Origin of the sequence: Streptomyces sp. NBC_00525, assembly GCF_036346595.1 — a bacterium.
GTDB lineage: Bacteria > Actinomycetota > Actinomycetes > Streptomycetales > Streptomycetaceae > Streptomyces.
In genome coordinates this window covers 768,756-793,131 of record NZ_CP107834.1, presented here as the reverse complement: position 1 = coordinate 793,131, position 24,376 = coordinate 768,756, and the positions used below count along the sequence as shown (strand labels likewise).

The window sequence follows — 24,376 nt, the reverse complement described above, 5'->3', positions numbered from 1 at the left end:
GGCGCCGCTGTCCGAGGCGTCTGGTAGGGATGGAGCTGTGAGCAGCGAGAACGAGCGGTCCGGCGAGTCCGGCGCGGGGGAGCCGGAACAGCTCGCGCTGATCCGGGAGACCGTGCGCCGGGCCAAGGCACCGCGCGCCAAGCCGCGCACCTGGCGCGGGGCCGCGCTCGCCGACGAACTGCCCGTCGCCCGCGTCCTGGTCAACAAGGGGGCGCTCCACCTCGACCAGTACTTCGACTACGCGGTCCCCGCCGAGCTGGACGCCGACGCCCAGCCCGGTGTGCGGGTACGGGTCCGGTTCGGCGCCGGGGGCCGCAATGTGCGCGGCGGCCGGCGCGAGGGCGGCGGGCTCGTCGACGGCTTCCTCGTCGAGCGGCTGGCCCGGTCCGACTACAACGGGGCGCTGGCCGCGCTCGCCTCCGTCGTGTCCCCGGAGCCCGTCCTCGGCCCCGGACTGCTCGCCCTCGCCCGCGCCGTCGCCGACCGGTACGCGGGCAGCCTCGCCGACGTCCTCCAGCTCGCCGTCCCCCCGAGGAACGCGCAGGCCGAGTCCCGGCCGTCCCCCGACCCCCTGCCCGCCCCCGCCCGACCCGCCCCCGGCACCTGGGAGCGGTACGAACAGGGGCCCGCGTTCCTGTCCGCGCTGGCCGGCGGGGGCGCCCCCAGGGCCGTGTGGACCGCTCTGCCCGGACCGCACTGGCCGGCCGAGATCGCGACGGCCGTCGCCGCCACCCTCTCCGCCGGGCGCGGCGCCCTCGTCGTCGTCCCCGACGGCCGCTCCGCCGCACGGGTCGACGCCGCGCTCACCGCCCTCCTCGGAGAGGGCCGGCACGCCCTGCTCACGGCCGGCTCCGGACCGGGCAGGCGCTACCGGGAATGGCTCGCCGTGCGGCGCGGCTCCGTCCGGGCCGTCGTGGGGACCAGGGCCGCGATGTTCGCACCCGTCACCGACCTCGGGCTCGTCGTCGTCTGGGACGACGGCGACTCCAGCCACAGCGACGACCGCGCCCCCTTCCCCCATGTCCGCGAGGTCCTGGAACTGCGGGCCACGCACGGCCGCTGCGCGTTCCTGCTCGGCTCCCTCAGCTGCACGGTCGAGGCCGCGCAGCTCGTCGAGAGCGGCTGGGCGCTGCCGCTGCGCGCCGGGCGGGAGCAGCTGCGGGCCGCGGCGCCCGTCATCCGCACCGTGGGCGACGGCGAGCTGGCGCGGGACGGGGCGGCGCGGGCCGCCCGGCTGCCCAGCCTCGCCTGGCAGACCGTCCGGGACGGGCTGCGCACCGGCCCGGTGCTGGTCCAGGTGCCCCGGCGGGGTTACGCCCCCCGGCTCGCCTGCGAGCGCTGCCGGGAGCCCGCCCGGTGCCGGCAGTGCGCGGGCCCCCTGGAGGCGCCCGACGAACGGGACCTGAACTGCGCCTGGTGCGGGCGGGCCGAGACGTCCTGGCACTGCGTGGCCTGCGGCGGACGGCGGCTGCGCGCCCAGGTCGTGGGGGCCCGGCGTACGGCGGAGGAGCTGGGCCGGGCGTTCCCGGCGGTGCCGGTGCGGACCTCCGGGCGCGACCACGTCCTGGACGCGGTGCCGGACCGGCCCGCGCTCGTCGTCTCCACGCCGGGCGCCGAGCCGGTCGCCGAGGGCGGGTACGCGGCGGCGCTGCTGCTGGACGGCTGGGCGATGGTCGGCCGGCCCGATCTGCGCGCCGCCGAGGAGGCCCTGCGCCGCTGGACGGCCGCCGCCGCGCTGGTCCGGGGCCGGCCCGAGGGCGGCACGGTGGTCGTGGTCGCCGAGCCGACGCTGCGGCCCGTGCAGGCGCTGGTCCGCTGGGACCCGGTCGGGCACGCCCGGCGGGAGCTGGCGGAGCGGGCCGAGCTGGGCTTTCCGCCGGTGTCCCGGATGGCGTCGGTGACGGGGGCGCCGGAGGCGCTGGCCGCGTTCCTGGGGCTGGCCAGGCTGCCGCAGGACGCGGAGGTGCTGGGCCCGGTGCCGGTGCCCGCCGCGCAGCCGGGGCGGCCGCGGCGGTCCTTCGAGGCGCCGCCGGGGGAGAGCTGGGAGCGGGCGCTGATCCGGGTGCCGCCGGGGAGCGGGGCCGCGCTGGCGGCGGCGCTGCGCGCGGCACGGATCGCGCGGGGCGCCGGAGGGGGCGCGGGCGCGGTGCGGGTCCGGGTGGACCCGGTGGACATCGGCTGAGACGGGCCGGCCCGCCCGGCGCGTGGACCTGGGGCGCCGGGCGGGCCGGGTCGTGGTGGACCCGGCCGGATGCCGTCAGCCGTTGCGGGGGCCCGGGAAGGGGCTGGGGCGGTCCGTCGGGGGCTGGGGCGTGCGCGCGGCGGGGACGGCGGGGCCGCGTTGCGGGACCACCTCCGGCTCCGCGGCCGCCTGCGAGGCCCGCCGCGCCCCGTACCGGCGGTGGACGGCCTGCTTGGTGACCCCGAGCGCGGAGCCCACCGCGTCCCAGGAGAAGCCCAGCGAGCGGTCGAAGTCCACGGCCGCCGTGACCAGCGTCTCGACGCTGTCCCGCAGTTCCTGGGCCAGTCTGACCGTGGGGGCGGGGGCCCTGCCGTAGACGACGAAGCCCGCGGAGGGGCCGGAGCGGCGCGGGCGGTAGACGTTGCCCAGTTGGGCGGTGAGCGTGCGCAGCGCGTCCACCTGCCGCCGGACCCGCTCGATGTCCCGCACCAGAAGATGCAGACTGGCCCTCGCTTGGGCGTCGTGGGTTGCGTGGTCGGCCATGAAGAAGCCTCTCGAACCGGCGTTGAAAGGGATCGGGCCGCACCAGGGCGGCTCGCTTCGGTCAATCTCTCTTGACCAACGCCGCACCTGTGGATCTGGTCACGCTCGGGGGGCGTATGAGCACGTGCGAGGGGCGCGCGAGGACGCGTACGCCCCCCGTCCAAGACACCGCCTAGACTGGTGCGTTGCTCGTCACCGTAACGTTTCGGCCTGAGAGTCCGGCCTGAGAGGCAGTCAGCCACCCATGAAGCTCGTCTTCGCCGGCACCCCCGAGGTAGCCGTTCCCGCCCTGGACGCCCTGATCGCCTCCGGCCGCCATGAGGTGGCCGCCGTCGTGACCAGGCCCGACGCGCCCGCCGGGCGCGGCAGGCGGCTGGTGGCCAGCCCGGTCGCCCAGCGCGCCGAGGAGGCCGGGATCGAGGTGCTGAAGCCCGCGAGGCCGAGGGACGAGGACTTCCTCGCCCGGCTGCGGGAGATCGCCCCGGACTGCTGCCCGGTCGTCGCCTACGGCGCGCTGCTGCCCAAGGTGGCGCTCGACGTCCCGGCCAGGGGCTGGGTCAACCTGCACTTCTCGCTGCTGCCCGCCTGGCGTGGCGCCGCCCCCGTGCAGCACTCCGTGATGGCCGGCGACGAGGTGACCGGCGCCTCCACCTTCCTCATCGAGGAGGGGCTCGACTCCGGGCCCGTCTACGGCGTCCTGACCGAGGAGGTCCGGCCCACCGACACCAGCGGCGACCTGCTGACCCGGCTGGCGTTCGCCGGGGCCGGGCTGCTCGCCGCGACCATGGACGGCATCGAGGACGGCACCCTGCACGCCGTGCCCCAGCCGGCCGACGGCGTCACCCTCGCCCCCAAGATCACCGTGGAGGACGCCCAGGTCCAGTGGTCGGCGCCCGCGCTGCGGGTGGACCGGGTCGTCCGCGCCTGCACCCCGGCCCCCGGCGCCTGGACGCTGTTCCGGGGCGAGCGGCTCAAGCTCGTCCAGGCGACCCCCGCCGTGGACCGGTCCGAACTGGCGCCCGGCGAGCTGTCGGCCGGCAAGAACAACGTGTTCGTGGGCACCGGGTCGCACGCGGTGGAGCTGCTCTGGGTGCAGCCGCAGGGCAAGAAGCCGATGCGCGCCGCCGACTGGGCGCGCGGCGTCCGCATCGTCCCCGGCGAGCTGCTGGGCAGCTGAGACCGGCCGGCCCCCGGCGGGCGGGGACGTAGGCTGGGAGGGTTCGTTTCCTCACCGCCAGCGGAGCACCTTTCACTGTGAACGACCAGCCGCGTCGCCGTCCCGCCAAGCCGCACCGCCGCCCGAAGAAGGACCCGGTCCGCTTCCTCGCCTTCGAGGTCCTGCGGGCGGTCGACGAGCGCGACGCGTACGCGAACCTCGTCCTGCCCCCGCTGCTGAAAAAGGCCCGCGCCAAGGGCGACTTCGACCACCGCGACGCGGCCCTGGCCACCGAGCTGGTCTACGGCACGCTGCGCCGCCAGGGCACGTACGACGCGATCGTCGCCGCCTGCATCGACCGGCCGCTGCGCGAGGTGGACCCGCCGGTCCTGGACGTGCTGAACATGGGCGTGCACCAGCTGCTCGGCACCCGAATCCCCACCCACGCGGCGGTCTCCGCGAGCGTGGAGCTGGCCCGCGTGGTGCTGGGGGAGGGGCGCGCCAAGTTCGTCAACGCCGTCCTGCGCAAGGTGTCCGCCGACGACCTCGACGGCTGGGTGGCGAAGGTGGCCCCCTCCTACGAGGACGACGCCGAGGACCACCTCGCGGTCGTCCACTCCCACCCCCGCTGGGTCGTCTCCGCGCTCTGGGACGCGCTCGGCGGCGGCCGCGCCGGCATCGAGGACCTGCTCGAAGCGGACAACGAACGCCCCGAGGTCACCCTGGTCGCCCGCCCCGGCCGCTCCACCACCGCCGAGCTCACCGCCGAGCTCACCGCCGAGCTGGGTGAGGACAGCGCGCTGCCCGGCCGCTGGTCGCCCCACGCCGTGCGCATGGCCGAGGGCGGCGAGCCCGGCGCCCTGACCGCCGTGCGCGAGGGCCGGGCCGGGGTCCAGGACGAGGGCAGCCAGCTGGTCGCCGCCGCGCTCGCCGCCGCCCCGCTGGAGGGCCCCGACGCCCGCTGGCTGGACGGCTGCGCGGGCCCCGGCGGCAAGGCGGCCCTGCTCGCCGCGCTCGCCGCCGGACGCGGCGCCGCCCTGCTCGCCGCCGAACGCCAGCCGCACCGCGCCCGCCTCGTGGAGCGCGCGCTGACCGGCAACCCCGGCCCGTACCAGGTGGTCACCGCCGACGGCACCCGCCCGCCGTGGCTCCCCGGCACCTTCGACCGGGTCCTGGTGGACGTGCCCTGCTCCGGCCTCGGCGCCCTGCGCCGCCGCCCGGAGGCCCGCTGGCGCCGCCGCCCCGAGGACCTGGAGGGCTTCGCGCCCCTCCAGCGCGGGCTGCTGCGCGAGGCGATCAAGGCCGTCCGCGTCGGCGGCGTCGTCGGCTACGCCACCTGCTCGCCGCACCTCGCCGAGACCCGGGTCGTCGTGGAGGACGTGCTCAAGGGGCGCGGCGGCGCGCCCGTCGAGGCGGAGTGGATCGACGCCCGCCCGCTGCTGCCCGGTGTGCCCGCGCTCGGCGACGGGCCCGACGTCCAGCTCTGGCCGCATCTGCACGGCACCGACGCCATGTACCTCGCGCTGCTGCGCCGTACCGGCTGACCGCACCCCCCGCGCCGGGGCGGAACACCGCTCTTGCTCGAACCGTAATGATCCCGTGAGGCTTTGGAGCGCACCGGGGCGGGGAAGTGACGCAGAACATGGCAGTCTTGGCCCATGGCCCAGATCAACCCGAGTATTCTCTCCGCCGACTTCGCGCGTCTCGCCGACGAGGCGAAGGCCGTCGAAGGCGCCGACTGGCTCCATGTCGACGTCATGGACAACCACTTCGTGCCCAATCTGACCCTCGGCGTTCCGATCGTGGAATCGCTCAGCAGGGCCACGGACACGCCGCTGGACTGCCACCTCATGATCGAGGACGCGGACCGCTGGGCGCCCCAGTACGTCGAGGCCGGGGCCGGGTCGGTCACCTTCCACGCCGAGGCCGCCGCGGCCCCCGTCCGGCTGGCCCGCGAGATCCGCGCCAAGGGCGCCCGCGCCTCCATGGCGCTCAAGCCGGCGACGCCCATCGAGCCGTACGAGGACCTGCTCCCCGAACTCGACATGCTGCTGATCATGACCGTGGAACCGGGCTTCGGCGGCCAGGCGTTCCTGGACATCATGCTGCCCAAGATCCGGCGCACCCGTGAACTGATCTCCAAGCACGGCCTCGACCTGTGGCTCCAGGTGGACGGCGGGGTCTCCGAGTCCACCATCGAGCGCTGCGCCGAGGCGGGCGCCGACGTCTTCGTGGCCGGCTCCGCCGTCTACAACGCCGCGGACCCGGCCGCCGCCGTGCGGTCCCTGCGGGCCAAGGCCGAGGGAGCCATCGGCGCGGCCGGCTGGGGCTGCGCGCACTGAGCCCCCGCGGCGCGGACACGGGCACAGGAGTCGTCCGGGCCAAGGGCAGATGAACGGGGTCCGACGGGACCGGTCAGGGATCGTCGTATCTGACAGGATGAACGACGTATCAAGAGCGTGAACAGCAGTGAGGAGAACGCGGTGTCTGCAATGTCGGCGGGCCGGTCCGCCCTGCGGATGGGGCCCGCGGAGCTGGTGCAGGCGGCGGCCATGGCCCGCCGCTTCTACCTCGAGGGCAAGTCCAAGATCCAGATCGCCGAGGAGTTCGGCGTCAGCCGTTTCAAGGTCGCGCGCGTCCTGGAGACCGCCCTGGAGCGCGACCTCGTACGGATCGAGATCCGCGTCCCGGCGGAGCTGGACGCCGAGCGCTCCGACGCGCTGCGGGCCCGTTACGGGCTGCGCCACGCGGTGGTCGTCGAGTCCCCGGCGGAGGAGCAGGACGACGCGGCCGACCCGGAGAATCTGGGCGAGGTCGCGGCCGATCTGCTCGGCGAACTGGTGACCGAGGGCGATGTGCTCGGGCTGGCCTGGGGCCGCTCCACCATCCACATGGCCGCCGCCCTCGACCGGCTGCCCCCGTGCACGGTCGTGCAGCTCACCGGGGTGTACGACGCGGGCACCGCCGAGCGCGGTTCGGTGGAGGCGGTGCGGCGCGCGGCCCAGGTCTCCGGCGGCGAGGCCCACCCGATCTACGCGCCGATGCTGCTGCCGGACCCGGCGACGGCCGCCGCGCTGCGCCACCAGACCGGGATCGCCCGCGCCTTCGAGTACTTCGACAAGGTGACGGTGGCGGCCGTCTCCATCGGTTCCTGGGAGCCGGGGATCTCCACGGTGCACGACATGCTCTCGGACGAGGAGCGCCGGCACTACGCCTCGCTCGGTGTGGCCGCGGAGATGTCGGCCCATCTGTTCGACGCGGAGGGCCGCCGGGTCGGCCGGGACCTCGGTGAGCGGTGCATCACCGTCGAGGCGGACCGGCTGCGCCGGATTCCGGAGGTCGTGGCGATCGCGGGCGGGCAGCGCAAGGCCGCCGCGATCGGCGCGGTGCTGCGCTCGGGACTGGTCACCAGCCTGGTGACGGACACGGCCGCGGCGGACTACCTGCTGACGGAGTCCGGGGCCCCGCGCCGGCCGGCCCTGGAGCGGGCCGACCCGGACGGCGACTGACCCCTCCGGACGAGGGATGCGAAGGACATGAGGGAGGGGCGGCCGTACGGCCGCCCCTCCCTCATGCGCACGGTGGTCAGTCCTGCGGGGTGACGCCCAGCACCGTGGCCTCCAGATACTGTTCCGGCCGGTCGTACTGGCTGACGTCGGCCGGGTTGTAGCGGGGTGTCTGCCGGGACCAGTCGAGATTGCCGCGCATCCAGCTGCGCATTCCGTCGAGGTACGGCTCCAGCATCGGCGCCAGCTGCGGATAGGCCGCCAGCAGCTCGGCCTCCGCCGTCAGGAAGCGCTCCGTCTCCCCGGCGAGCTCCGCACAGACGTGTTCCAGCGCTTCCTGCTTGCCGAAGCCGCGGTGGTGGCGGACCAGATGGACGAGGTTGTGGATCTCGCCGAGCACCTGTTCCTTCTCGTAGGAGTACACGTCATTGGCCCAGCACACATGGTTGCAGGACGATTCCAGGGCCGTGATGAACCGGGGGTCGTTGTGGATCGACTGGGGCGCCTCGATGTCGGCGACGATTTCTATGAGGTCCATGCAGACGAGGATCGCGCCGGTATGGCGGCGCTTCTCGATGTACAGCTCCTCGGACGGCACCACGCCCGCCGCCCGGTTCCCGGCCTCCCAGGTCGTGGTGGTGGTGAGGTACTTGCGCAGATGCCAGGCGAACCGGCGCCGCCAGTGCACCGCCGCGGTCGGCGTGGTGCGCTGCCACAGGTCGATGAGGGCGACCACCGCCGCGGGCAGCTCCTCGTTGGCGAGGACCCCGGTCCGGGTGCCCTCGACGACCGACAGCATCAGCGCGACGACGTCCCGGACGCGTTCGGGACTGCGGCCCAGGTGGCCGTCGTCGAGCTGGTCGTCCACGAGGAAGAGCCAGACGAACCAGTCGGCGACGAGTTCGAGACGCTCACTGTCCGCTGTGGGATAGACCATGCCGACGAACGCGCCGAAGTCGGCCTGCTCGAATCGCGCTCTGGCCGAATCCCGGTGTACCAGACCGGTGTCGCGAATCCAGGTGTCAAGATGTCGGCGGACGTGGGGGACATGCGGGTTCGTCCGCTGGGGGAACGGGCAGTAAATATCCGGAAGTTTGTTCTCCACGGGCGGGTCTCAATCCTCTCCGGTCGTACGGGTGACGGCAGTTGTACATGGTCCGTCCGTTCCTCCGAGGCATGGTGACGACCCACGGGACCTGCGGGTTTGAAGCTACCTGACCCCCCGTCACCAGGTCCAGGGCAGATGATCGGAATGGATGAATGCGGTTCCGGTAAAGTTGTCCGGCAAGGCAGGTGGCATATGCCCGTGGCCCCCATCAAGGTTTCCTTTTGGAGGAAGCCACAAAATAGGGGGTCGTTTGTTGTGTCTTCGTGGAAGCGACCTGCGTGATTTCGTATGAAAAAATGAGTGTTATGCGTTTTCTTGAGCCCGGCACCGGTCGCTACACAGAGTCCCCTTCGGTCCCGTACGACCTCACGTACGACGATGTCTTCATGGTTCCGGGCCGATCGGCGGTCGGATCGCGCCAGGGAGTCGATCTGTCCTCCCCCGACGGCAGCGGCACCACCATCCCCCTCGTCGTCGCGAACATGACGGCGATCGCGGGCCGCCGGATGGCCGAGACCATCGCCCGGCGCGGCGGCCTGGTCGTCATCCCGCAGGACATCCCGATCGAGGTCGTCACCGAGGTCATCTCCTGGGTGAAGACGCGCCACCTGGTGCTCGACACGCCCATCGAGCTGTCCCCGGCCCAGACGGTCGCCGACGCGCTGTCCCTGCTGCACAAGCGCGCCCACGGCGCCGGGGTCGTCGTGGACGACGAGCGCCGGCCCGTCGGCGTGGTCACCGACCACGACCTGTCCGGCGTGGACCGCTTCACCCAGCTCTCCGAGGTCATGTCCAAGGACCTGGTCCTGCTGGACGCGGACATCGACCCGCGCGACGCCTTCAACAAGCTCGACGGCGCCAACCGCAAGCTCGCCCCCGCCGTGGACGCGGACGGCCGCCTCGTCGGCATCCTCACCCGCAAGGGAGCCCTGCGCGCCACCCTGTACACCCCCGCCACCGACGCGGACGGCAAGCTGCGGATCGCCGCCGCCGTCGGCATCAACGGCGATGTGGCCGGCAAGGCCAAGCAGCTCCTCGACGCCGGGGTGGACACCCTCGTCGTGGACACCGCCCACGGCCACCAGGAATCCATGATCAGCGCCGTGCGCGCGGTCCGGGCCCTGGACCCGCGGGTCCCGATCGTGGCGGGCAACATCGTCGCCGCAGAGGGCGTGCGCGACCTCATCGAGGCCGGGGCCGACATCATCAAGGTCGGCGTCGGACCCGGCGCCATGTGCACCACCCGGATGATGACCGGCGTCGGCCGGCCCCAGTTCTCCGCCGTGCTGGAATGCGCCGCCGAGGCGAAGAAGTACGGCAAGCACGTCTGGGCGGACGGCGGCGTCCGCCACCCCCGCGACGTCGCCATGGCCCTCGCGGCCGGCGCCTCCAACGTGATGATCGGCTCCTGGTTCGCCGGCACGTACGAGTCGCCCGGCGACCTCCAGCAGACCGCCGACGGGCGCTTCTACAAGGAGTCCTTCGGCATGGCGTCCGCGCGCGCCGTGAAGAACCGCACCTCCGACGAGTCCGCGTACGACCGCGCCCGCAAGGCGCTCTTCGAGGAGGGCATCTCCACCTCCCGGATGTTCCTGGACCCGGCCCGCCCCGGCGTCGAGGACCTGATCGACTCGATCATCGCGGGCGTCCGCTCCTCCTGCACCTACGCGGGCGCCGCCTCCCTCGCGGAGTTCGCCGAGAAGGCCGTCGTCGGCGTACAGAGCGCCGCCGGCTACGCGGAGGGCAAGCCGCTGCACGCCAGCTGGAGCTAGGGCGTGTCCCCCGGGGCCCCGATCCGCCGGACGGGCCCCGGGCCGTGGTCTACTGCCGGGGGCGGCACGCGTCGTCCCCGGCACAGCCGTGCCCGGCTCCGCCCGCGCCACCGCAGAGAAGTGACCCGTACGACGTGCGACTGAACGACCTGGACGAACGCATCGTCCACGCCCTGGCCGAGGACGCCCGCCGCTCCTACGCCGACATCGGCTCGATCATCGGCCTGTCCGCGCCCGCCGTGAAGCGCCGCGTGGACCGGCTGCGCGCCGAGGGCGCCATCACCGGGTTCACCGTGCGGGTGGACCCGGCCGCGCTCGGCTGGGAGACCGAGGGCTACATCGAGATCTACTGCAGCCGCAACACCTCCCCGGAGTCCATCAAGCAGGGCCTCGCCCGCTACCCCGAGGTCGCCTCCGCCTCCACCGTCACCGGCGACGCCGACGCGCTCGTCCAGGTCTTCGCCGCCGACATGCGCCACTTCGAACAGGTCCTGGAGCGCATCGCGGGCGAACCGTACGTGGAGCGCACCAAGTCGGTCCTGGTGCTCTCGCCGCTGCTCCGGCGGTACTCCTCGGGCTCACCGGGCTGACCCCGCCCCGCACGGACCGGGGGCACGCAACGAATCGCCGCATCCCGCCCGAAGCGCGCAACGGATCGGCCGTCGATGCGCAACGGTCGCCGCTTGTCCGGGCCGAATCGCGGAACGTACCGTCTTCTACGTCCCCGCTCCGCCCGCATCGTCCGAGGTCAGCCATGCCGCCGTTGCGCACCGCCCTGTTCCAGAGCTCCGGACGCCCCGGCTCGGTCGCCGGCTCCGTCGAGCTGCTGGCGGACGCCGCGCGCCGCGCCGCCGAGACCGGCGCCCGGCTGCTGGTCTGCCCCGAGCTGTACCTCACCGGCTACGCCATCGGCGACGACGTGCCCCGGCTCGCCGAGGCCGCGGACGGGCCCGCCGCCCGGACCGTCGCCGAGATCGCCGTACGGCACGGCATCGCCGTCCACTACGGCTACCCCGAGCGCGACGGCGAGACCCTCTACAACTCCGCCCAGCTCATCGGCCCCGACGGCACCCCGCTCGCCCGCTACCGCAAGACGCACCTCTTCGGCGACTTCGAGCAGCACTGGTTCACGCCCGGCGAGCAGCCCGTCGTCCAGGCCGAACTGGACGGCGTCCGGATCGGCCTGCTGACCTGCTACGACGTCGAGTTCCCGGAGAACGTCCGGGCGCACGCCCTGGCCGGCACCGACCTCCTGCTGGTCCCCACCGCGCTGATGCACCCCTTCTCGTTCGTCGCCGAATCCGTCGTCCCGGTCCGCGCCTTCGAGAGCCAGCTCTACATCGCCTACGTCAACCGCACCGGCCCCGAGGGCCCGTACGACTTCACCGGACTGAGCTGCCTGGCCGGCCCCGACGGCACGGTCCGCGCCCGCGCCGGGCACGGCGGGGAACTCGTCACCGGCGACGTCGACCCCGCTCTGCTGGCCGACTCACGGGCCGCCAACCCGTATCTGCGCGACCGCCGCCCCGGCCTGTACGGCTCCCTCGCCTGAGCCCGACGCGATCCGCCGCACCCTCTTCCCCTCTTCCCGCCGCCCCGCCGTACCCGCAAGGAGTCCCTACCCCATGACGTCCGTGCCCCCCGCCGTCCAGAGCACCGAGGAAGCGGCCCCGCCGATCACCATGATCGGGCCGGACTTCCCCTACGCGTACGACGACTTCCTCGCCCACCCGGCGGGCATCGGCCAGGTCCCGGCCACCGAGCACGGCACCGAGGTGGCCGTCATCGGCGGCGGGCTCTCCGGCATCATCACCGCGTACGAACTGATGAAGATGGGCCTGCGGCCGGTCGTCTACGAGGCCGACCGCATCGGCGGACGGCTGCGCACCGTCGAGTTCGAGGGCTGCGCCACGGACGGCGAACCGCTCACCGCCGAGATGGGCGCGATGCGCTTCCCGCCCTCGTCCACCTCGCTCCAGCACTACATCGACCTGGTCGGCCTGGAGACCAAGCCGTTCCCCAACCCGCTCGCCCCGGCCACCCCCTCCACCGTCGTGGACCTCAAGGGCGAGTCGCACTACGCCAGGACCATCGACGAACTCCCGCAGGTCTACCGCGATGTGATGGACGCCTGGAACGCCTGCCTGGAGGAGGGCGCCGACTTCACCGACATGAACCGGGCGCTGCGCGAACGCGACGTCCCCCGGATCAGGGAGATCTGGTCCCGGCTGGTCGAGAAGCTCGACAACCAGACGTTCTACGGCTTCCTCTGCGACTCCGAGGCCTTCAAGTCCTTCCGGCACCGCGAGATCTTCGGCCAGGTCGGCTTCGGCACCGGCGGCTGGGACACCGACTTCCCCAACTCCATCCTGGAGATCCTGCGCGTCGTCTACACCGAGGCGGACGACCACCACCGCTCCATCGTCGGCGGCAGCCAGCAGCTCCCGCAGCGCCTGTGGGAGCGCGAGCCGCAGAAGATCGTCCACTGGCCGCTCGGCACCTCGCTGTCCTCGCTGCACGATGGCGAGCCGCGCGGCGCCGTGACCCGGCTGCACCGCACGGCCGGCAACCGGATCACCGTCACCGACGCCTCCGGCGACATCCGCACCTACCGGGCGGCCGTCTTCACCGGCCAGTCCTGGCTGCTGCTCTCCAAGATCGCCTGCGACGACGCGCTCTTCCCGATCGACCACTGGACGGCGGTGGAGCGCACCCACTACATGGAGTCGTCCAAGCTGTTCGTACCCGTGGACCGGCCGTTCTGGCTGGACAAGGACGAGAGCACCGGGCGCGACACCATGTCGATGACGCTGACCGACCGGATGACCCGCGGCACCTATCTGCTGGACGACGGACCGGACCGGCCGGCCAGCATCTGCCTCTCGTACACCTGGTGCGACGACAGCCTCAAATGGCTGCCACTGTCGGCGACCGAGCGCATGGACGTGATGCTGAAGTCGCTCGGCGAGATCTACCCGAACGTCGACATCCGCGGCCATGTCATCGGCAACCCGGTCACCGTGTCCTGGGAGAACGAGCCCTGGTTCATGGGCGCGTTCAAGGCCAACCTGCCCGGCCACTACCGCTACCAGCGGCGCCTGTTCACCCACTTCATGCAGGACCGGCTGCCCGCCGACAAGCGGGGCCTGTTCCTGGCCGGCGACGACATCTCCTGGACGGCCGGCTGGGCCGAGGGCGCCGTGCAGACCGCGCTCAACGCGGTATGGGGCGTGATGCACCACTTCGGCGGCGCGACCGACCCGACCAACCCAGGGCCGGGCGACCTGTTCGACGAGCTGGCCCCGGTAGAACTGCCCGAGGACTGAGCCCCGAGGACTGAGCACCGCCGGCCGTACGGCCCCGCCCGGCCCGTACGGCCGTTCCCGTCAGGAGCCGGCGGCCGGCGGCTTCTCGTCGTACGCGGAGGTGCCCGAGTCGAGCAGCGGCTCCTGCGTCTTGAGGTGGGCCGGGGCGAAGGCCCGCAGCACGTGGTAGCCGGTGATCACCACGATGGTGCCGAGCGCGATGCCGCCCAGCTCGAAGTTGTCGGTGATCTTCAGGCTGACCCCGCCGACGCCGATGATGATGCCCGCCGCGGCCGGCACCAGGTTCAGCGGATTGCGCAGGTCCACCCCGGCGTTCAGCCAGATCTGCGCACCGAGCAGGCCGATCATGCCGTACAGGATGACCGTGATGCCGCCGAGCACCCCGCCCGGAATCGCCGCGACGACCGCGCCGAACTTCGGGCAGAGGCCGAACAGCAGGGCGAAGCCGGCGGCGGCCCAGTAGGCGGCGGTGGAGTACACGCGGGTCGCGGCCATCACACCGATGTTCTCGGAGTACGTGGTGTTCGGCGGGCCGCCCACCGCCGTCGAGAGCATCGAGGCCGCGCCGTCCGCGGCGATGGCCGTGCCCAGCTTGCCGTCCAGCGAGTCGCCGGTCATCTCGCCGACCGCCTTCACATGCCCGGCGTTCTCGGCGATCAGGGCGATGACGACGGGCAGCGCGACCAGGATCGCCGACCACTCGAAGCTCGGCGCGTGGAACGAGGGCAGCCCGATCCAGTCGGCCTTGCCGACGCCCGACAGGTCCAGGCGCCAGTGGTCGACCGCCTCGGCGCCGCCCGCGGGGGAGTGGATCTTCCCGAAGACCCGGTCCAGCACCCAGGACAGGACGTAACCGAAGACCAGCCCCAGGAAGATCGCGATCCGGGAGAAGAAGCCGCGCAGGCACACCACGGCCAGACCGGTGAACAGCATCACCAGGAGCGCCGTCCACTGGTCCTGCGGCCAGTACGTGGACGCGGTCACCGGCGCCAGGTTGAAGCCGATGAGCATGACCACCGCGCCCGTGACCACCGGCGGCATCGCCGCGTGGATGATCCGCGCGCCGAACCGCTGCACGGCCAGACCGGCGAGGAAGAGCACCGCGCCGACCACGAACACCGCGCCGGTGACCACCGCGCTGTCGCCGCCGCTCGCCCGGATCGTCGCGGCCACCCCGACGAAGGAGAGCGAGCAGCCCAGGTAGCTGGGCACCTGGCCGCGCGTGGCCAGCAGGAAGATGGCGGTCGCGACACCCGACATCATGATCGCCAGGTTCGGGTCGAGCCCCATCAGGACCGGCGCGACGAACGACGCGCCGAACATGGCGACCACGTGCTGTGCGCCGAGCCCGAAGGTCCGGGGCCAGGAGAGCCGCTCGTCGGGGCGGACCACCGCTCCCGGTGCGGGCGTCTTCCCGTCGCCGTGCAAGGTCCAGCGCACGCCGAGGCCCATGGTTGCTCCCTGTGGTGTAGGTGCGTGAGCCCGTACCCGCCGGACACGGCGCTCTTCGCGGAAAAGATCAGCGCCATGGTAGTGGTGCCCGGACGGGGTCAGGCGCGGGGTGCCGCCGCCGTCTCCCGTGCCGCCTCGCCGGACGGCGCCTTGCGGTCACCGGCCCGCAGCACCCCGGCGCCCAGCACCAGCCCGAAGGCCAGCACCGACACCAGGCCGAACGACACGACCAGCGAGGTGGCCTCCGCCAGCGAACCGATCGCCGACGGGGCGATGAGCCCGGAGGTGTACGTGATCGTCGCGACACCCGCGATGGCCTGGGCCGGCTTGGGCCCGCTGCGCCCGGCCGCCGCGAAGGCGAGCGGCACCACCACGGCGATCCCGAGCCCGATCATCCCGAAGCCGCACAGGGCGAGCGCCGCGTTCGGCCCGGTGACCACCAGGACGCCGCCGGCCGTGGCGAGCAGCCCGCCGGCCCGTACGGTGCGCACCGCGCCGAAGCGGTCGACGACCCGGTCGCCGGCGATCCGGGCGACCGCCATCGTCAGCGCGAACGCGGTGGTGGACGCCGCGGCGAGACCGGCCGAGCTGCCCAGCGAGTCGCGCAGGTAGACCGCCGACCAGTCCAGGCTCGCACCCTCGGCGAACACCGCGCAGAAGCCCACCGCGCCGATGATCAGGGCGGACTTGGGCGGCAGCGTGAACCTCGGCGGCGCCTCCTCGTCCGGCCGGCTGCGCAGGTCGAGCACCCACTGGCAGGCGACCAGGCCCAGGGCGGTCAGCACCAGGGCGGCGACGACGTGGTGCAGCCGGGCGTCCGCGCCCACGTGCGCGGCCACCGTGCCGGCCGCGGACCCCAGCAGGGCGCCCACGCTCCACATGCCGTGCAGCCCCGACATGATCGACTTGTCGAGCCGGTTCTCCACCTCGACGCCGAGGGCGTTCATCGCCACGTCGGACATGCCCGCGGCCGCCCCGTACGCGAACAGTGCCACGCACAGCGTCAGCAGGTCGGGCGCCAGCGAGGGCAGGACCAGGGCCAGCGTCCACAGGGCCAGCAGCCCGCGCAGCGCGGTCCGGGCGCCGAAGCGGTGGCTCACCGCCCCGGCCAGCGGCATCGCCACCGAGGCGCCGATCGCCGGGAACGCCAGGGCGAGCCCGAGCTGCCCGGCGCTGACGCCCGCGTGGTCCTGGATCCAGGGCACCCGCGTGGCGAAGCTGCCGGTCACCGCTCCGTGCACGGTGAAGACCGCCGCGATGGCGTACCTGGCCCGCCGCACCTCCCCGGTGCCGAAGACCGCTGTCGTCGATTCCTTTGTCATGTCCCCCGTGCCCTTCGCTGAAGCCGTCCCGGCTGAAGCAGTTGTCGGTGTTGCGGGCAGTAAACTATCAGGAACCCTGCCTGATAAATAGTCCGCCCACTCAACCGATGCCGGCGGCGGTCTGGAAGGATTCCCGTATGCGCGCATCACCGAGCACCGCTCGGGCCATCAACGACCGGCTCGCCCTGCAACACCTCCAGCAGGACGGCCCCCTGACGGCCACTCAGTTGAAGAAGCTGACCGGACTCTCCCGGCCCACCGTCGCCGACCTCGTCGAACGGCTCCAGGACGCGGGCCTCGTCCATGTGGTGGGGGAGACCGGCGCCGACCGGCGCGGCCCCAACGCCCGGCTCTACGGGATCGTCGCGGACCGCGCGCTGCTCGCCGGGCTCGATGTGCGCACCGACAGTGTCTCCGTCGTCGTCGCCGATCTGCTGGGCGTCACGCTCGCCGAGGCGACGCTGCCGATCGGCACCGAGACCGCCGAGGACAACGCCGTCGAACAGGCCGTCGCCCTGCTCGCGACCACCGCCCGCAGCGCCGGCAGCGCGCCCCTGCACAGCGTCGGCATCGGCGCGCCCGGCCTGATCGACCCCGTCACCGGGGAGCTGCGGGACAGCAGTGGACTGCCCTCCTGGCACCGCAGTCTGGTCCGCGTGCTCCAGGAGAGGCTGCCGGCGACGGTGCTCGTGGAGAACGAGACGAACCTCGCCGCCGTCGCCGAGCACCGCGTCGGCGCGGCCCGCGGCAGCGACACGTTCGTCCTGCTCTGGCTGGGCCACGGGGTGGGCGCGGCGGTGATGCTCGACGGGAAGCTGCGCCGGGGGGCCTCGGGCGGCGCGGGCGAGATCGGCTTCCTGCCGGTCCCCGGCACGGGAGGCAGGCCGTCCGCCGTCAACTGCGACGGAGGATTCCACTCGCTGACCGGCTCGGTATCGCTGTGCGAACTGGCCGCCGCCCACGGCATCGGCGTCCCGGCGGACGGCCAGGAGCCCGGCGCGGCGGCGGCCGTCCGGGCGGCCCTCGCGGGGGAGGGCGACTGCGAGGGCTTCCTCGACGCCGCGGCCGACCGCATCGCGGTGGGCGCGGCCTCGGTGACCGCCGTCCTCGACCCCGGCCTCCTCCTGCTCTCCGGCGAGGTGGGCCACGCGGGCGGCGCGGCCCTCGCCGCCCGCGTCGAGGAGCGGCTGGCCACGATGTCCCCGCTGCGCACCGGGGTCCGGGCGGCCCTGCTGGGCGGCACGGCGGTCAGGCAGGGGGCGCTGCTCGCGGCGCGCGAGGCGGCGCAGGACGCGCTGTTCGCCCCTCGGGGCTGAAACGGGAACGGTCCGGGGCGGGGGCGTCGGGCGCCCCGCCCCGGACCGGGGGGATTCAGCGGATCAGCGGTTCAGCGGGTTCAGCAGGCGCCGAGGTCCTGCCAGACGCCCCACTCACCGGTGGTTCCGGGCTTCTCGCCCTTCGTCCACCACTTCGACTTCCACTGGTGTCCGTCCTGGCTCACCGTCGTGGCCGCGCCGTAGGCGGTGTCCGCGTTCCAGGCCGCCGCCGTGCAGGCGCCGCCCGTGGGGTCGGGGCTCGGGCCGGTGGAGCCGGACGGGTCCGGCGTCGGGGTGGAGCCGGTGCCCGGCTCGACGACCGTCGTGCCGCGCGCCAGGTCGCCCGCCAGGGCGTAGGACTTGCCGTCGAAGGTCACGGTCCAGTTGGACGGCGTGGACGTCGGCAGGTAGTACACGAAGTCGACCTGGACCGAGGCGCCCGGCGCCAGGCTCTGCCAGGACGGCAGCTTCAGCGAGACGCGGTTGTAGTCGCCCTTCAGACCGCCGATGTTGTTCGAGGCGGTGTGGTCGCTGCGCACGATCGTGGTGCCGAAGCCGGACTGGTCCTTGGCGTTGGCGGGCGCCGAGGTGGAGTAGTCGAACTGGAACTCCGTGCCGCCGGGCAGCGTCGCCTTGGTGTTGTTGGTGATCGTCAGCTTGGGGCTGATCGGGTAGTTCGAGTCGCCCAGCGGGAACGCGCCGAAGGACACGTCGATGTCGAGCGCCTGGGTGGGCAGGTCGATCGTGGAGCGCTTCGCACCGTAGGGGGTGGCGTTCTTGAAGGTGTCGTACATCGTGGAGGTGAGCGTCGAGCCGGGCTCGTACTGACCCTTGGCCGCGTTCCAGCCGTAGTCGCCGGCCAGCTCCCAGATCATCGTGCCGCCGATGCCCTTGTCGACCACGTAGTCGGCCTTGGCCTGGACGGACTGCTCGTCCTCGGTGGAGAGGAAGACCTTCTTCTCGGCGTTCCACAGCCACGGCGCCACCAGGGTGGAGTCGTAGTTGCGGACGTAGGTGCCGGTCAGCGTGGTGTCCGCCGGGAACCCGTAGTCGGTGACGTAGTCGCCGACGATGCCCTTCTCCAGGTTCTTGGCGTGCCACATCGGGTTGGAGCCGGCGGGCGACTCCTTGCCGTTGGTGTCCAGGTCGTGCCAGAGGTTGTCGATGCCGACCGCGCCGTCACCGCACTTGGTCAGCCCCGCGCCGGCCGGGCAGTCGGAGGTGGCCGCCTTGCCCCACAGGCCGTTGGTGCCGCCCTGGACGTTCTTGAAGCCGCGGGTGTAGTACGGCAGGCCGATGTTGATCCGGCCGGACGGCATGGAACCGCGGAAGTAGTGGTAGGCCCAGTCGGTGTTGAGGTAGCCGGTGCCGCCGTACTGCGAGGTCGAGTAGACGTTCGCCTGGGCGAGTTCGGCGTCCTTGCCGTCGTCGAACAGCGAGGCGTTCGGGCCGACGTACTCGTTCCAGGCGCCGTGCAGGTCGTACGACATGATGTTGACGTAGTCCAGGTACTTCTGGACCTGGAAGGTCTCCATGCCGCGCAGCAGGTAGCCGGAGGACGGGGCGGCGACGCTGAGCAGGTAGTGCTTGCCGTCGGCGGCGGACGCCCGGTCGAGCTTCTCGCGCAGGGTCTTCATCAGCGCGGCGTAGCCCTTGACCAGGCCGGGACGGCGGGCGTTGGACAGCGTGTGGTCCAGCGGGTTGCCGGCGTCCTTCATGGTCGTGGGGTACTCGTAGTCGATGTCGACCCCGTTGAAGCCGTACGTCCGGATGAAGTCGACCGCGGAGTCGGCGAAGGTGTTGATTCCGGCCTGATTGACGGAGCCGTCCGCGTTGGTGGCCATCGAGTAGAAGCCGCCGGAGTCGACGCGCTTGCCGCTCTCGTCGAAGTAGCCGCCGGTCTCGGCCCAGCCGCCGACCGACACCATCGTCTTGACGTTCGGGTACTGCTTCTTGAACTTGTTGAGCAGGTTGAAGTGGCCCTTGTACGGGAAGCCGGGGTCCATCTCGGCACCCTTGACGCCCGGCCAGGTCATCCCGGTGGAGGCGTTGTTCGGGCCGTCCGCGCCCACGGAGAGCTTGTTCGAGCCGTCGACGTGGGCGAAGGCGTAGTTGAGGTGGGTGACCTTGTCCCAGGGGATGTCGGAGGCGAGGTAGGCGTCCTTGCCGTCCTTGCCGGTCCGCCAGTTGGTGAAGTAGCCGATGACGCGCCGGGGGTGGTCGGCGCCCATCTTCTCGCGCCCCTCGGAGTCGTACACGGAGCAGTAGGGGACGGTGACACCGGGCGTCTCGTAGAGCCCGTCGGGGCGACAGGACTCCTGGTCGACGGCGGCGGCCGAGGGGGTCGCGGAGAGCGAGCCGATCAGCAGCGCGGCGACGCCGGCGCCGGCGGCGAGGAGCGAGGCTCTCGCTCGGGTGGGGGACAGCACGTTCGGTTCCTCCTGGGGAGGTCGGCAGAACACAACTGACAAGAAGGGGAAGGGGGATGGGTCGTCCCTGGTCCGCGGGGCGTTCGTAGGCCGCCGGACCGTTCCTCGAAGGTGACGCAGAGATTAAGAGGACTAGACCAGTGCGTCAATAGGTCTGGACCAATCGCGGTTCTTTCCTGTGCGAGTGTCCGAAAAGATCCTTGTCACGCGGCGTCTGTGAGCCACTCCACAGCGTTCGCCCGTATGGGTCGCGCCCGAACGTGGCACACTGACCCTGTACCAGCAGCAGCGCACTCCGGGGTCGGTGTAATTCCGAACCGGCGGTTATAGTCCGCGACCCGTCCGCATCCAGCGGCCGGTTGACCAGGTGAGATTCCTGGACCGACGGTTAAAGTCCGGATGGGAGGCAGTGCGCGGCGGGCCGTTTCGCGGGTACGCCGCCGTCGGCGGATGGTTTTCCGGGCAACCGGACCATCCGTGTTTTCCGGCATCCGGCGTCCCCTGTCGTGCGTCCCGCTTCTTCTGTCGTCATCGACAGGCCCCGGAGTCCGTGCCCGAAGAGGCAGGAGGACCCGGTGGACACCGCAGCCGACATCACCGCCATGCGCCGAGCCATCGCGCTCGCCGCCCGCGGCCTCGGCTCCACCAGCCCCAACCCGGTCGTCGGATGCGTCGTCCTCGACGCCGCCGGACAGCCCGCGGGCGAGGGCTTCCACCAGCGCGCCGGCGGCCCGCACGCCGAGATCCACGCCCTGCGCGCGGCCGGCGACCGGGCCCGCGGCGGCACCGCCTACGTCACCCTGGAACCCTGCGACCACACCGGCCGCACCGGCCCCTGCTCCCGCGCGCTCGCCGACGCCGGGATCGCCCGCGTCGTGTACGCGGTCGGCGACCCGAATCCGCAGGCCACCGGAGGCGCCGCCACCCTGCGCGCCGCCGGTGTCCGCACCGAGTCCGGCCTCCTGGCCGCCGAGGCCGAGGCCGGCAACGCCGCCTGGCTGACCTCCGTGCGCCGGGGCCGCCCGCACCTCACCTGGAAGTACGCGGCCACCCTGGACGGCCGGGTCGCCGCGGCCGACGCCACCAGCCGCTGGATCAGCTCCGCCGAGTCCCGCGCCGACGTCCACCGGCTGCGCGCCGAGGCGGACGCCGTGCTCGTCGGCTCCGGCACCGCCCGCGCCGACGACCCCCAGCTCGCGGTGCGCGGCATCGACGGCGCCGTCCAGCCCCTGCGGGTCGTCCTGGACACCCGCGCCACCGCCGTACGGCCCGGCGCGCGGGTCCTCGACACCACCGCGCCCACCCTGATCGCGGTCGCCGAGGACGCCGACGCCGGCCACCTGCCCGCCGAGGCCGTCCTGCGCCTCCCGCCCGCCGCCACCGGGCCCGGCCTCGACCTCACCGCCCTGCTCGCCGCCCTCCACGGGCGCGGCGTGCGCTCCGTACTCCTCGAAGGCGGCCCGGTCCTGGCCGGCGCCTTCGTCGCCGCGGGACTCGTCGACAAGGTCGTCGGCTATCTCGCCCCCGTCCTCCTCGGCGCGGGCCCCGCCGCCCTCGCCGACGCCGGAATCCACACGCTCGCCGAGGCGTTGCGCCTCGACGTGACGGAGACCGTTCGCATCGGCCCCGATCTGCGCGTCACCGCCGTTCCCGGCCACACCCGGAAGGAAAACTGAGTGTTCACCGGAATTGTCGAAGAACTGGGTGAGGTCACCGCCGTCGAGCGGCTCGACGACGCCTCCCGCTTCCGTCTGCGCGGCCCCGTCGTCACCGAGGGCGCCAAGCACGGCGATTCGATCGCCGTGAACGGCGTCTGCCTGACCGTCGTGGACCTCGGCGAGCACGAGTTCACCGCCGATGTGATGGCCGAGACGCTGAACCGCTCCAGCCTCGGCGCCCTGACCACCGGCTCCCGCGTCAACCTCGAACGCCCCATGGCGCTCGGCGGACGGCTCGGCGGCCACATCGTCCAGGGCCACGTGGACGGCACCGGCCGCATCCTGGAGCGCACCCCCTCCGAGAACTGGGAGGTCGTGAAGGTCTCGCTGCCCGCGCACCTCTCCCGGTACGTGGTGGAGAAGGGCTCGATCACCGTGGACGGCGTCAGCCTCACCGTGGTGGACGCCGCCCCCGACCACTTCACCATCAGCCTCATCCCCACCACCCTCGCCCTGACCACGCTCGGCCTCAAGGGGCCCGGCGAGCCGGTCAACCTGGAGGTGGACGTCATCGCGAAGTACGTCGAGCGGCTGCTCGGCGCCGGCGCGCCGGAGCCCGGAGAGGACGCGAAGTGAGCGCCGTGCACTGGCTGAACTCCGAGGCGTTCACCCTCCTCGGCCAGCACATCATCTGGTCCGACATGATCGGCAACACCGTCGGCCTGATCGCCCTCGCCCTGGGCTGGCTGCGCTCCATCTGGACCTGGCCCGCCCAGCTCCTGTCCGGCGTCGTGCTGGTCGCCGCCAACGTCTCCGTCCACCAGGCGGGCAGCGTCGGCAAGCAGCTCATCGTCATCGCCGTCGCCGTCTGGGGCTGGCAGCAGTGGAACCGCGGCCGGCGCCAGGCACAGGACGGCACCATCGCGGTCCGCTTCGCCACCTGGCGCGAACGCGGCTACCTGGCCGGCGGGGCCGCCCTCGGCACCCTCGCGGTCGGCGGCCTGTTCACCGCCTTCCCCTCGCTCTCCTGGAGCCCGTGGGCCGACGCCTACATCTTCGCCGGCACCCTCGTCGCGATGCTCGCCCAGGCCCGCGGCATGGTCGAGTTCTGGTTCGCCTGGCTCCTCGTCGACCTGGTCGGCGTCCCGCTGAACTTCCACAGCGGACTCGCCTTCTCCGGTCTCATCTACGTCGTCTACGGCGCCCTCGTCCTGTGGGGGATGCGCGACTGGTGGCTGCGTACGCGGACACCCGTACTGGAAGGAGTCACGGCATGACCGCCCAGCCCACCTGGCTGCACCCGGAACACCGGACGCCCGAGGAGGACCTCGCCCTCGACCCCGTCGAGCAGGCCGTCCGCGACATCGCCGCCGGCCGGCCCGTCGTCGTCGTGGACGACGAGGACCGCGAGAACGAGGGCGACCTCGTCATCGCCGCCGAGAAGGCCACCCCCGAGATCATCGCCTTCATGATGAGCGAGTGCCGCGGCCTGATCTGCGCGCCCATGGAGGGCGACGAGCTGGAACGGCTCGAACTGCCCCAGATGGTCGGCCGCAACACCGAGTCCATGCAGACCGCGTTCACCGTCTCCGTGGACGCCTCCGCCGCCCACGGCGTCTCCACCGGCATCTCCGCCGCCGACCGCGCCACCACGCTCCGCCTGCTGGCCGGCGGCACCGCGGGCCCCGGCGACTTCGTGCGCCCCGGCCACATCTTCCCGCTGCGCGCCCGCCCCGGCGGCGTACTCGTGCGCAACGGCCACACCGAGGCCGCCGTGGACCTGGCCCGGCTCGCCGGACTGCGGCCCGCCGGGGCCATCGTGGAGATCGCCGGCGAGGACGGCGTCATGCTGCGGCTGCCCCAGCTGGTGCCGTTCGCCCGCAAGCACGGCCTCACGATCGTCTCCATCGCGGACCTGATCGACTACCGCCGCACCAGCGAACCCACGGTCCGCCGCGAGGCCGAGGTCCGGCTCCCGACCCGCTTCGGCGCCTTCACCGCGTACGGCTACCGCTCCACCACGGACGGCGTCGAACACGTCGCCCTCGTCCACGGCGACCTCGCCGACGGCGACGACGTCCTGGTCCGGGTCCACTCCGAGTGCCTGACCGGCGACATCTTCGCCTCCGAACGCTGCGACTGCGGCCCCCAGCTGCACGCCTCCATGCGCCGCGTCACCGAGGAGGGCCGCGGCGTCGTCGTCTATCTGCGCGGCCACGAGGGCCGGGGCATCGGCCTGCTCTCCAAGCTGCGCGCGTACGAACTCCAGGAGCGCGGCGTCGACACCCTCGACGCCAACCTGGAGCTGGGCCTGCCCGCCGACGCCCGCGACTACGCCGCCGGCGCCCAGATCCTCAAGGACCTCGGCGTGCGCAGCCTGCGGCTGATGACGAACAACCCGGAGAAGACCGCCGCCATCACCCGGCACGGCCTGGCCGTCACCGGCCGCGAGCCGATGCCCGTCCAGGCCGGCGAGCACAATCTGCGGTACCTGCGCACCAAGCGCGACCGCATGGGACACGACCTGCCCTGGCTCGACGCCGTCACCGCGTCGACCTGCGGCAACCAGTAGCACCACCGGCACCACAACACGTCACCCGTACAGA

The 24,376-nt window shown here is 72.8% G+C and carries 19 protein-coding genes and 1 riboswitch; of the genes, 14 read left to right on the top strand and 5 right to left on the bottom strand.

The genetic code is table 11. The annotated features are described in order from the left end of the window. Positions 1-37 precede the first annotated feature (37 nt). Positions 38-2,182, top strand: a complete 2,145-nt coding sequence (locus tag OG710_RS03335) for a primosomal protein N' (RefSeq protein ID WP_330238008.1) — start codon at positions 38-40, stop codon at positions 2,180-2,182. Between the two features lie 75 nt (positions 2,183-2,257). Here the strand turns inward: OG710_RS03335 and OG710_RS03330 are convergent, their stop codons facing one another. Beyond that, the gene (locus OG710_RS03330) at positions 2,258-2,725 is read right to left on the bottom strand and encodes a hypothetical protein (protein ID WP_111333944.1); all 468 of its coding nucleotides are present in this window, start codon (positions 2,723-2,725) and stop codon (positions 2,258-2,260) included. 244 nt (positions 2,726-2,969) lie between these two features. Between OG710_RS03330 and fmt the strand changes: the two genes are divergently transcribed. From fmt to OG710_RS03310, 4 genes are all read left to right on the top strand, one after another. After that, positions 2,970-3,902 (top strand): methionyl-tRNA formyltransferase, encoded by a 933-nt coding sequence (gene fmt, locus OG710_RS03325; protein ID WP_330238007.1) that lies wholly within the window; start codon positions 2,970-2,972, stop codon positions 3,900-3,902. Positions 3,903-3,979: 77 nt separating this feature from the next. Further along, on the top strand, positions 3,980-5,425 hold the full coding sequence (locus OG710_RS03320; protein ID WP_330238006.1) for an RsmB/NOP family class I SAM-dependent RNA methyltransferase: 1,446 nt from the start codon (positions 3,980-3,982) through the stop codon (positions 5,423-5,425). Positions 5,426-5,539: 114 nt separating this feature from the next. Further along, positions 5,540-6,223, top strand: coding sequence for a ribulose-phosphate 3-epimerase (gene rpe / locus OG710_RS03315; protein WP_330238005.1), 684 nt, complete (start codon positions 5,540-5,542; stop codon positions 6,221-6,223). Positions 6,224-6,373: 150 nt separating this feature from the next. Next, entirely contained in the window at positions 6,374-7,390 is a 1,017-nt protein-coding gene (locus OG710_RS03310; protein ID WP_111333948.1) for a sugar-binding transcriptional regulator, read from the top strand. A gap of 76 nt (positions 7,391-7,466) precedes the next feature. Here the strand turns inward: OG710_RS03310 and OG710_RS03305 are convergent, their stop codons facing one another. Then, positions 7,467-8,492: a terpene synthase family protein gene (locus OG710_RS03305; protein WP_330238004.1), complete on the bottom strand. Its 1,026-nt coding sequence runs from the start codon at positions 8,490-8,492 to the stop codon at positions 7,467-7,469. A 308-nt stretch (positions 8,493-8,800) separates the two neighbouring features. On the opposite strand from OG710_RS03305, the gene OG710_RS03300 reads away from it, so the two are divergent. The 4 genes from OG710_RS03300 (at position 8,801) to OG710_RS03285 (ending at position 13,593) form a co-directional block, all read left to right on the top strand. Then, positions 8,801-10,267: a GuaB1 family IMP dehydrogenase-related protein gene (locus OG710_RS03300; RefSeq protein WP_111333950.1), complete on the top strand. Its 1,467-nt coding sequence runs from the start codon at positions 8,801-8,803 to the stop codon at positions 10,265-10,267. 134 nt (positions 10,268-10,401) lie between these two features. After that, complete coding sequence (locus OG710_RS03295) at positions 10,402-10,857, top strand: Lrp/AsnC family transcriptional regulator (protein WP_018103925.1); 456 nt, start codon at positions 10,402-10,404, stop codon at positions 10,855-10,857. A gap of 164 nt (positions 10,858-11,021) precedes the next feature. Beyond that, a complete protein-coding gene (locus OG710_RS03290; protein WP_330238003.1) occupies positions 11,022-11,819 on the top strand; it encodes a carbon-nitrogen hydrolase family protein in 798 nt (265 codons plus the stop codon). A gap of 73 nt (positions 11,820-11,892) precedes the next feature. Beyond that, the gene (locus OG710_RS03285) at positions 11,893-13,593 is read left to right on the top strand and encodes a flavin monoamine oxidase family protein (protein ID WP_330238002.1); all 1,701 of its coding nucleotides are present in this window, start codon (positions 11,893-11,895) and stop codon (positions 13,591-13,593) included. Positions 13,594-13,653: 60 nt separating this feature from the next. Here OG710_RS03285 and OG710_RS03280 read toward each other — a convergent pair whose 3' ends face one another. After that, on the bottom strand, positions 13,654-15,045 hold the full coding sequence (locus tag OG710_RS03280) for a uracil-xanthine permease family protein (RefSeq protein WP_330238001.1): 1,392 nt from the start codon (positions 15,043-15,045) through the stop codon (positions 13,654-13,656). 98 nt (positions 15,046-15,143) lie between these two features. Then, a complete protein-coding gene (locus tag OG710_RS03275) occupies positions 15,144-16,367 on the bottom strand; it encodes an MFS transporter (RefSeq protein WP_330238000.1) in 1,224 nt (407 codons plus the stop codon). A 137-nt stretch (positions 16,368-16,504) separates the two neighbouring features. Between OG710_RS03275 and OG710_RS03270 the strand changes: the two genes are divergently transcribed. Next, a complete protein-coding gene (locus tag OG710_RS03270) occupies positions 16,505-17,683 on the top strand; it encodes an ROK family transcriptional regulator (RefSeq protein ID WP_330237999.1) in 1,179 nt (392 codons plus the stop codon). Positions 17,684-17,763: 80 nt separating this feature from the next. Here the strand turns inward: OG710_RS03270 and OG710_RS03265 are convergent, their stop codons facing one another. Then, positions 17,764-20,112, bottom strand: a complete 2,349-nt coding sequence (locus tag OG710_RS03265) for a chitinase C-terminal domain-containing protein (protein WP_330237998.1) — start codon at positions 20,110-20,112, stop codon at positions 17,764-17,766. A 286-nt stretch (positions 20,113-20,398) separates the two neighbouring features. Continuing rightward, a riboswitch (FMN riboswitch) is annotated at positions 20,399-20,529 on the top strand. A 158-nt stretch (positions 20,530-20,687) separates the two neighbouring features. Between OG710_RS03265 and ribD the strand changes: the two genes are divergently transcribed. Genes ribD through OG710_RS03245 form a run of 4 tightly spaced genes read left to right on the top strand, consistent with a single transcriptional unit; the run spans position 20,688 to position 24,342 of the window. Then, positions 20,688-21,788, top strand: coding sequence for a bifunctional diaminohydroxyphosphoribosylaminopyrimidine deaminase/5-amino-6-(5-phosphoribosylamino)uracil reductase RibD (gene ribD, locus OG710_RS03260; RefSeq protein ID WP_330237997.1), 1,101 nt, complete (start codon positions 20,688-20,690; stop codon positions 21,786-21,788). Next, positions 21,789-22,406, top strand: a complete 618-nt coding sequence (locus OG710_RS03255) for a riboflavin synthase (RefSeq protein ID WP_330237996.1) — start codon at positions 21,789-21,791, stop codon at positions 22,404-22,406. It abuts the gene before it with no gap. Then, positions 22,403-23,047 (top strand): nicotinamide mononucleotide transporter family protein, encoded by a 645-nt coding sequence (locus OG710_RS03250; protein WP_330237995.1) that lies wholly within the window; start codon positions 22,403-22,405, stop codon positions 23,045-23,047. Before OG710_RS03255 ends, OG710_RS03250 begins: the two co-directional genes overlap by 4 nt. Next, the gene (locus OG710_RS03245; RefSeq protein WP_330237994.1) at positions 23,044-24,342 is read left to right on the top strand and encodes a bifunctional 3,4-dihydroxy-2-butanone-4-phosphate synthase/GTP cyclohydrolase II; all 1,299 of its coding nucleotides are present in this window, start codon (positions 23,044-23,046) and stop codon (positions 24,340-24,342) included. The genes OG710_RS03250 and OG710_RS03245 overlap by 4 nt, the downstream gene beginning before the upstream one ends. Positions 24,343-24,376 lie beyond the last annotated feature (34 nt).

Excerpts from the sequence above, each read along its gene's own strand:
- rpe (WP_330238005.1), top strand. The coding sequence starts at position 5,540 with ATGGCCCAGATCAACCCGAGTATTCTCTCCGCCGACTTCGCGCGTCTC.
- OG710_RS03300 (WP_111333950.1), top strand. The coding sequence starts at position 8,801 with ATGCGTTTTCTTGAGCCCGGCACCGGTCGCTACACAGAGTCCCCTTCG.
- OG710_RS03245 (WP_330237994.1), top strand. The coding sequence starts at position 23,044 with ATGACCGCCCAGCCCACCTGGCTGCACCCGGAACACCGGACGCCCGAG.
- OG710_RS03310 (WP_111333948.1), top strand. The coding sequence starts at position 6,374 with ATGTCGGCGGGCCGGTCCGCCCTGCGGATGGGGCCCGCGGAGCTGGTG.
- OG710_RS03285 (WP_330238002.1), top strand. The coding sequence starts at position 11,893 with ATGACGTCCGTGCCCCCCGCCGTCCAGAGCACCGAGGAAGCGGCCCCG.
- OG710_RS03270 (WP_330237999.1), top strand. The coding sequence starts at position 16,505 with ATGCGCGCATCACCGAGCACCGCTCGGGCCATCAACGACCGGCTCGCC.
- fmt (WP_330238007.1), top strand. The coding sequence starts at position 2,970 with ATGAAGCTCGTCTTCGCCGGCACCCCCGAGGTAGCCGTTCCCGCCCTG.
- OG710_RS03275 (WP_330238000.1), bottom strand. The coding sequence starts at position 16,367 with ATGACAAAGGAATCGACGACAGCGGTCTTCGGCACCGGGGAGGTGCGG.
- OG710_RS03290 (WP_330238003.1), top strand. The coding sequence starts at position 11,022 with ATGCCGCCGTTGCGCACCGCCCTGTTCCAGAGCTCCGGACGCCCCGGC.
- OG710_RS03330 (WP_111333944.1), bottom strand. The coding sequence starts at position 2,725 with ATGGCCGACCACGCAACCCACGACGCCCAAGCGAGGGCCAGTCTGCAT.
- OG710_RS03280 (WP_330238001.1), bottom strand. The coding sequence starts at position 15,045 with ATGGGCCTCGGCGTGCGCTGGACCTTGCACGGCGACGGGAAGACGCCC.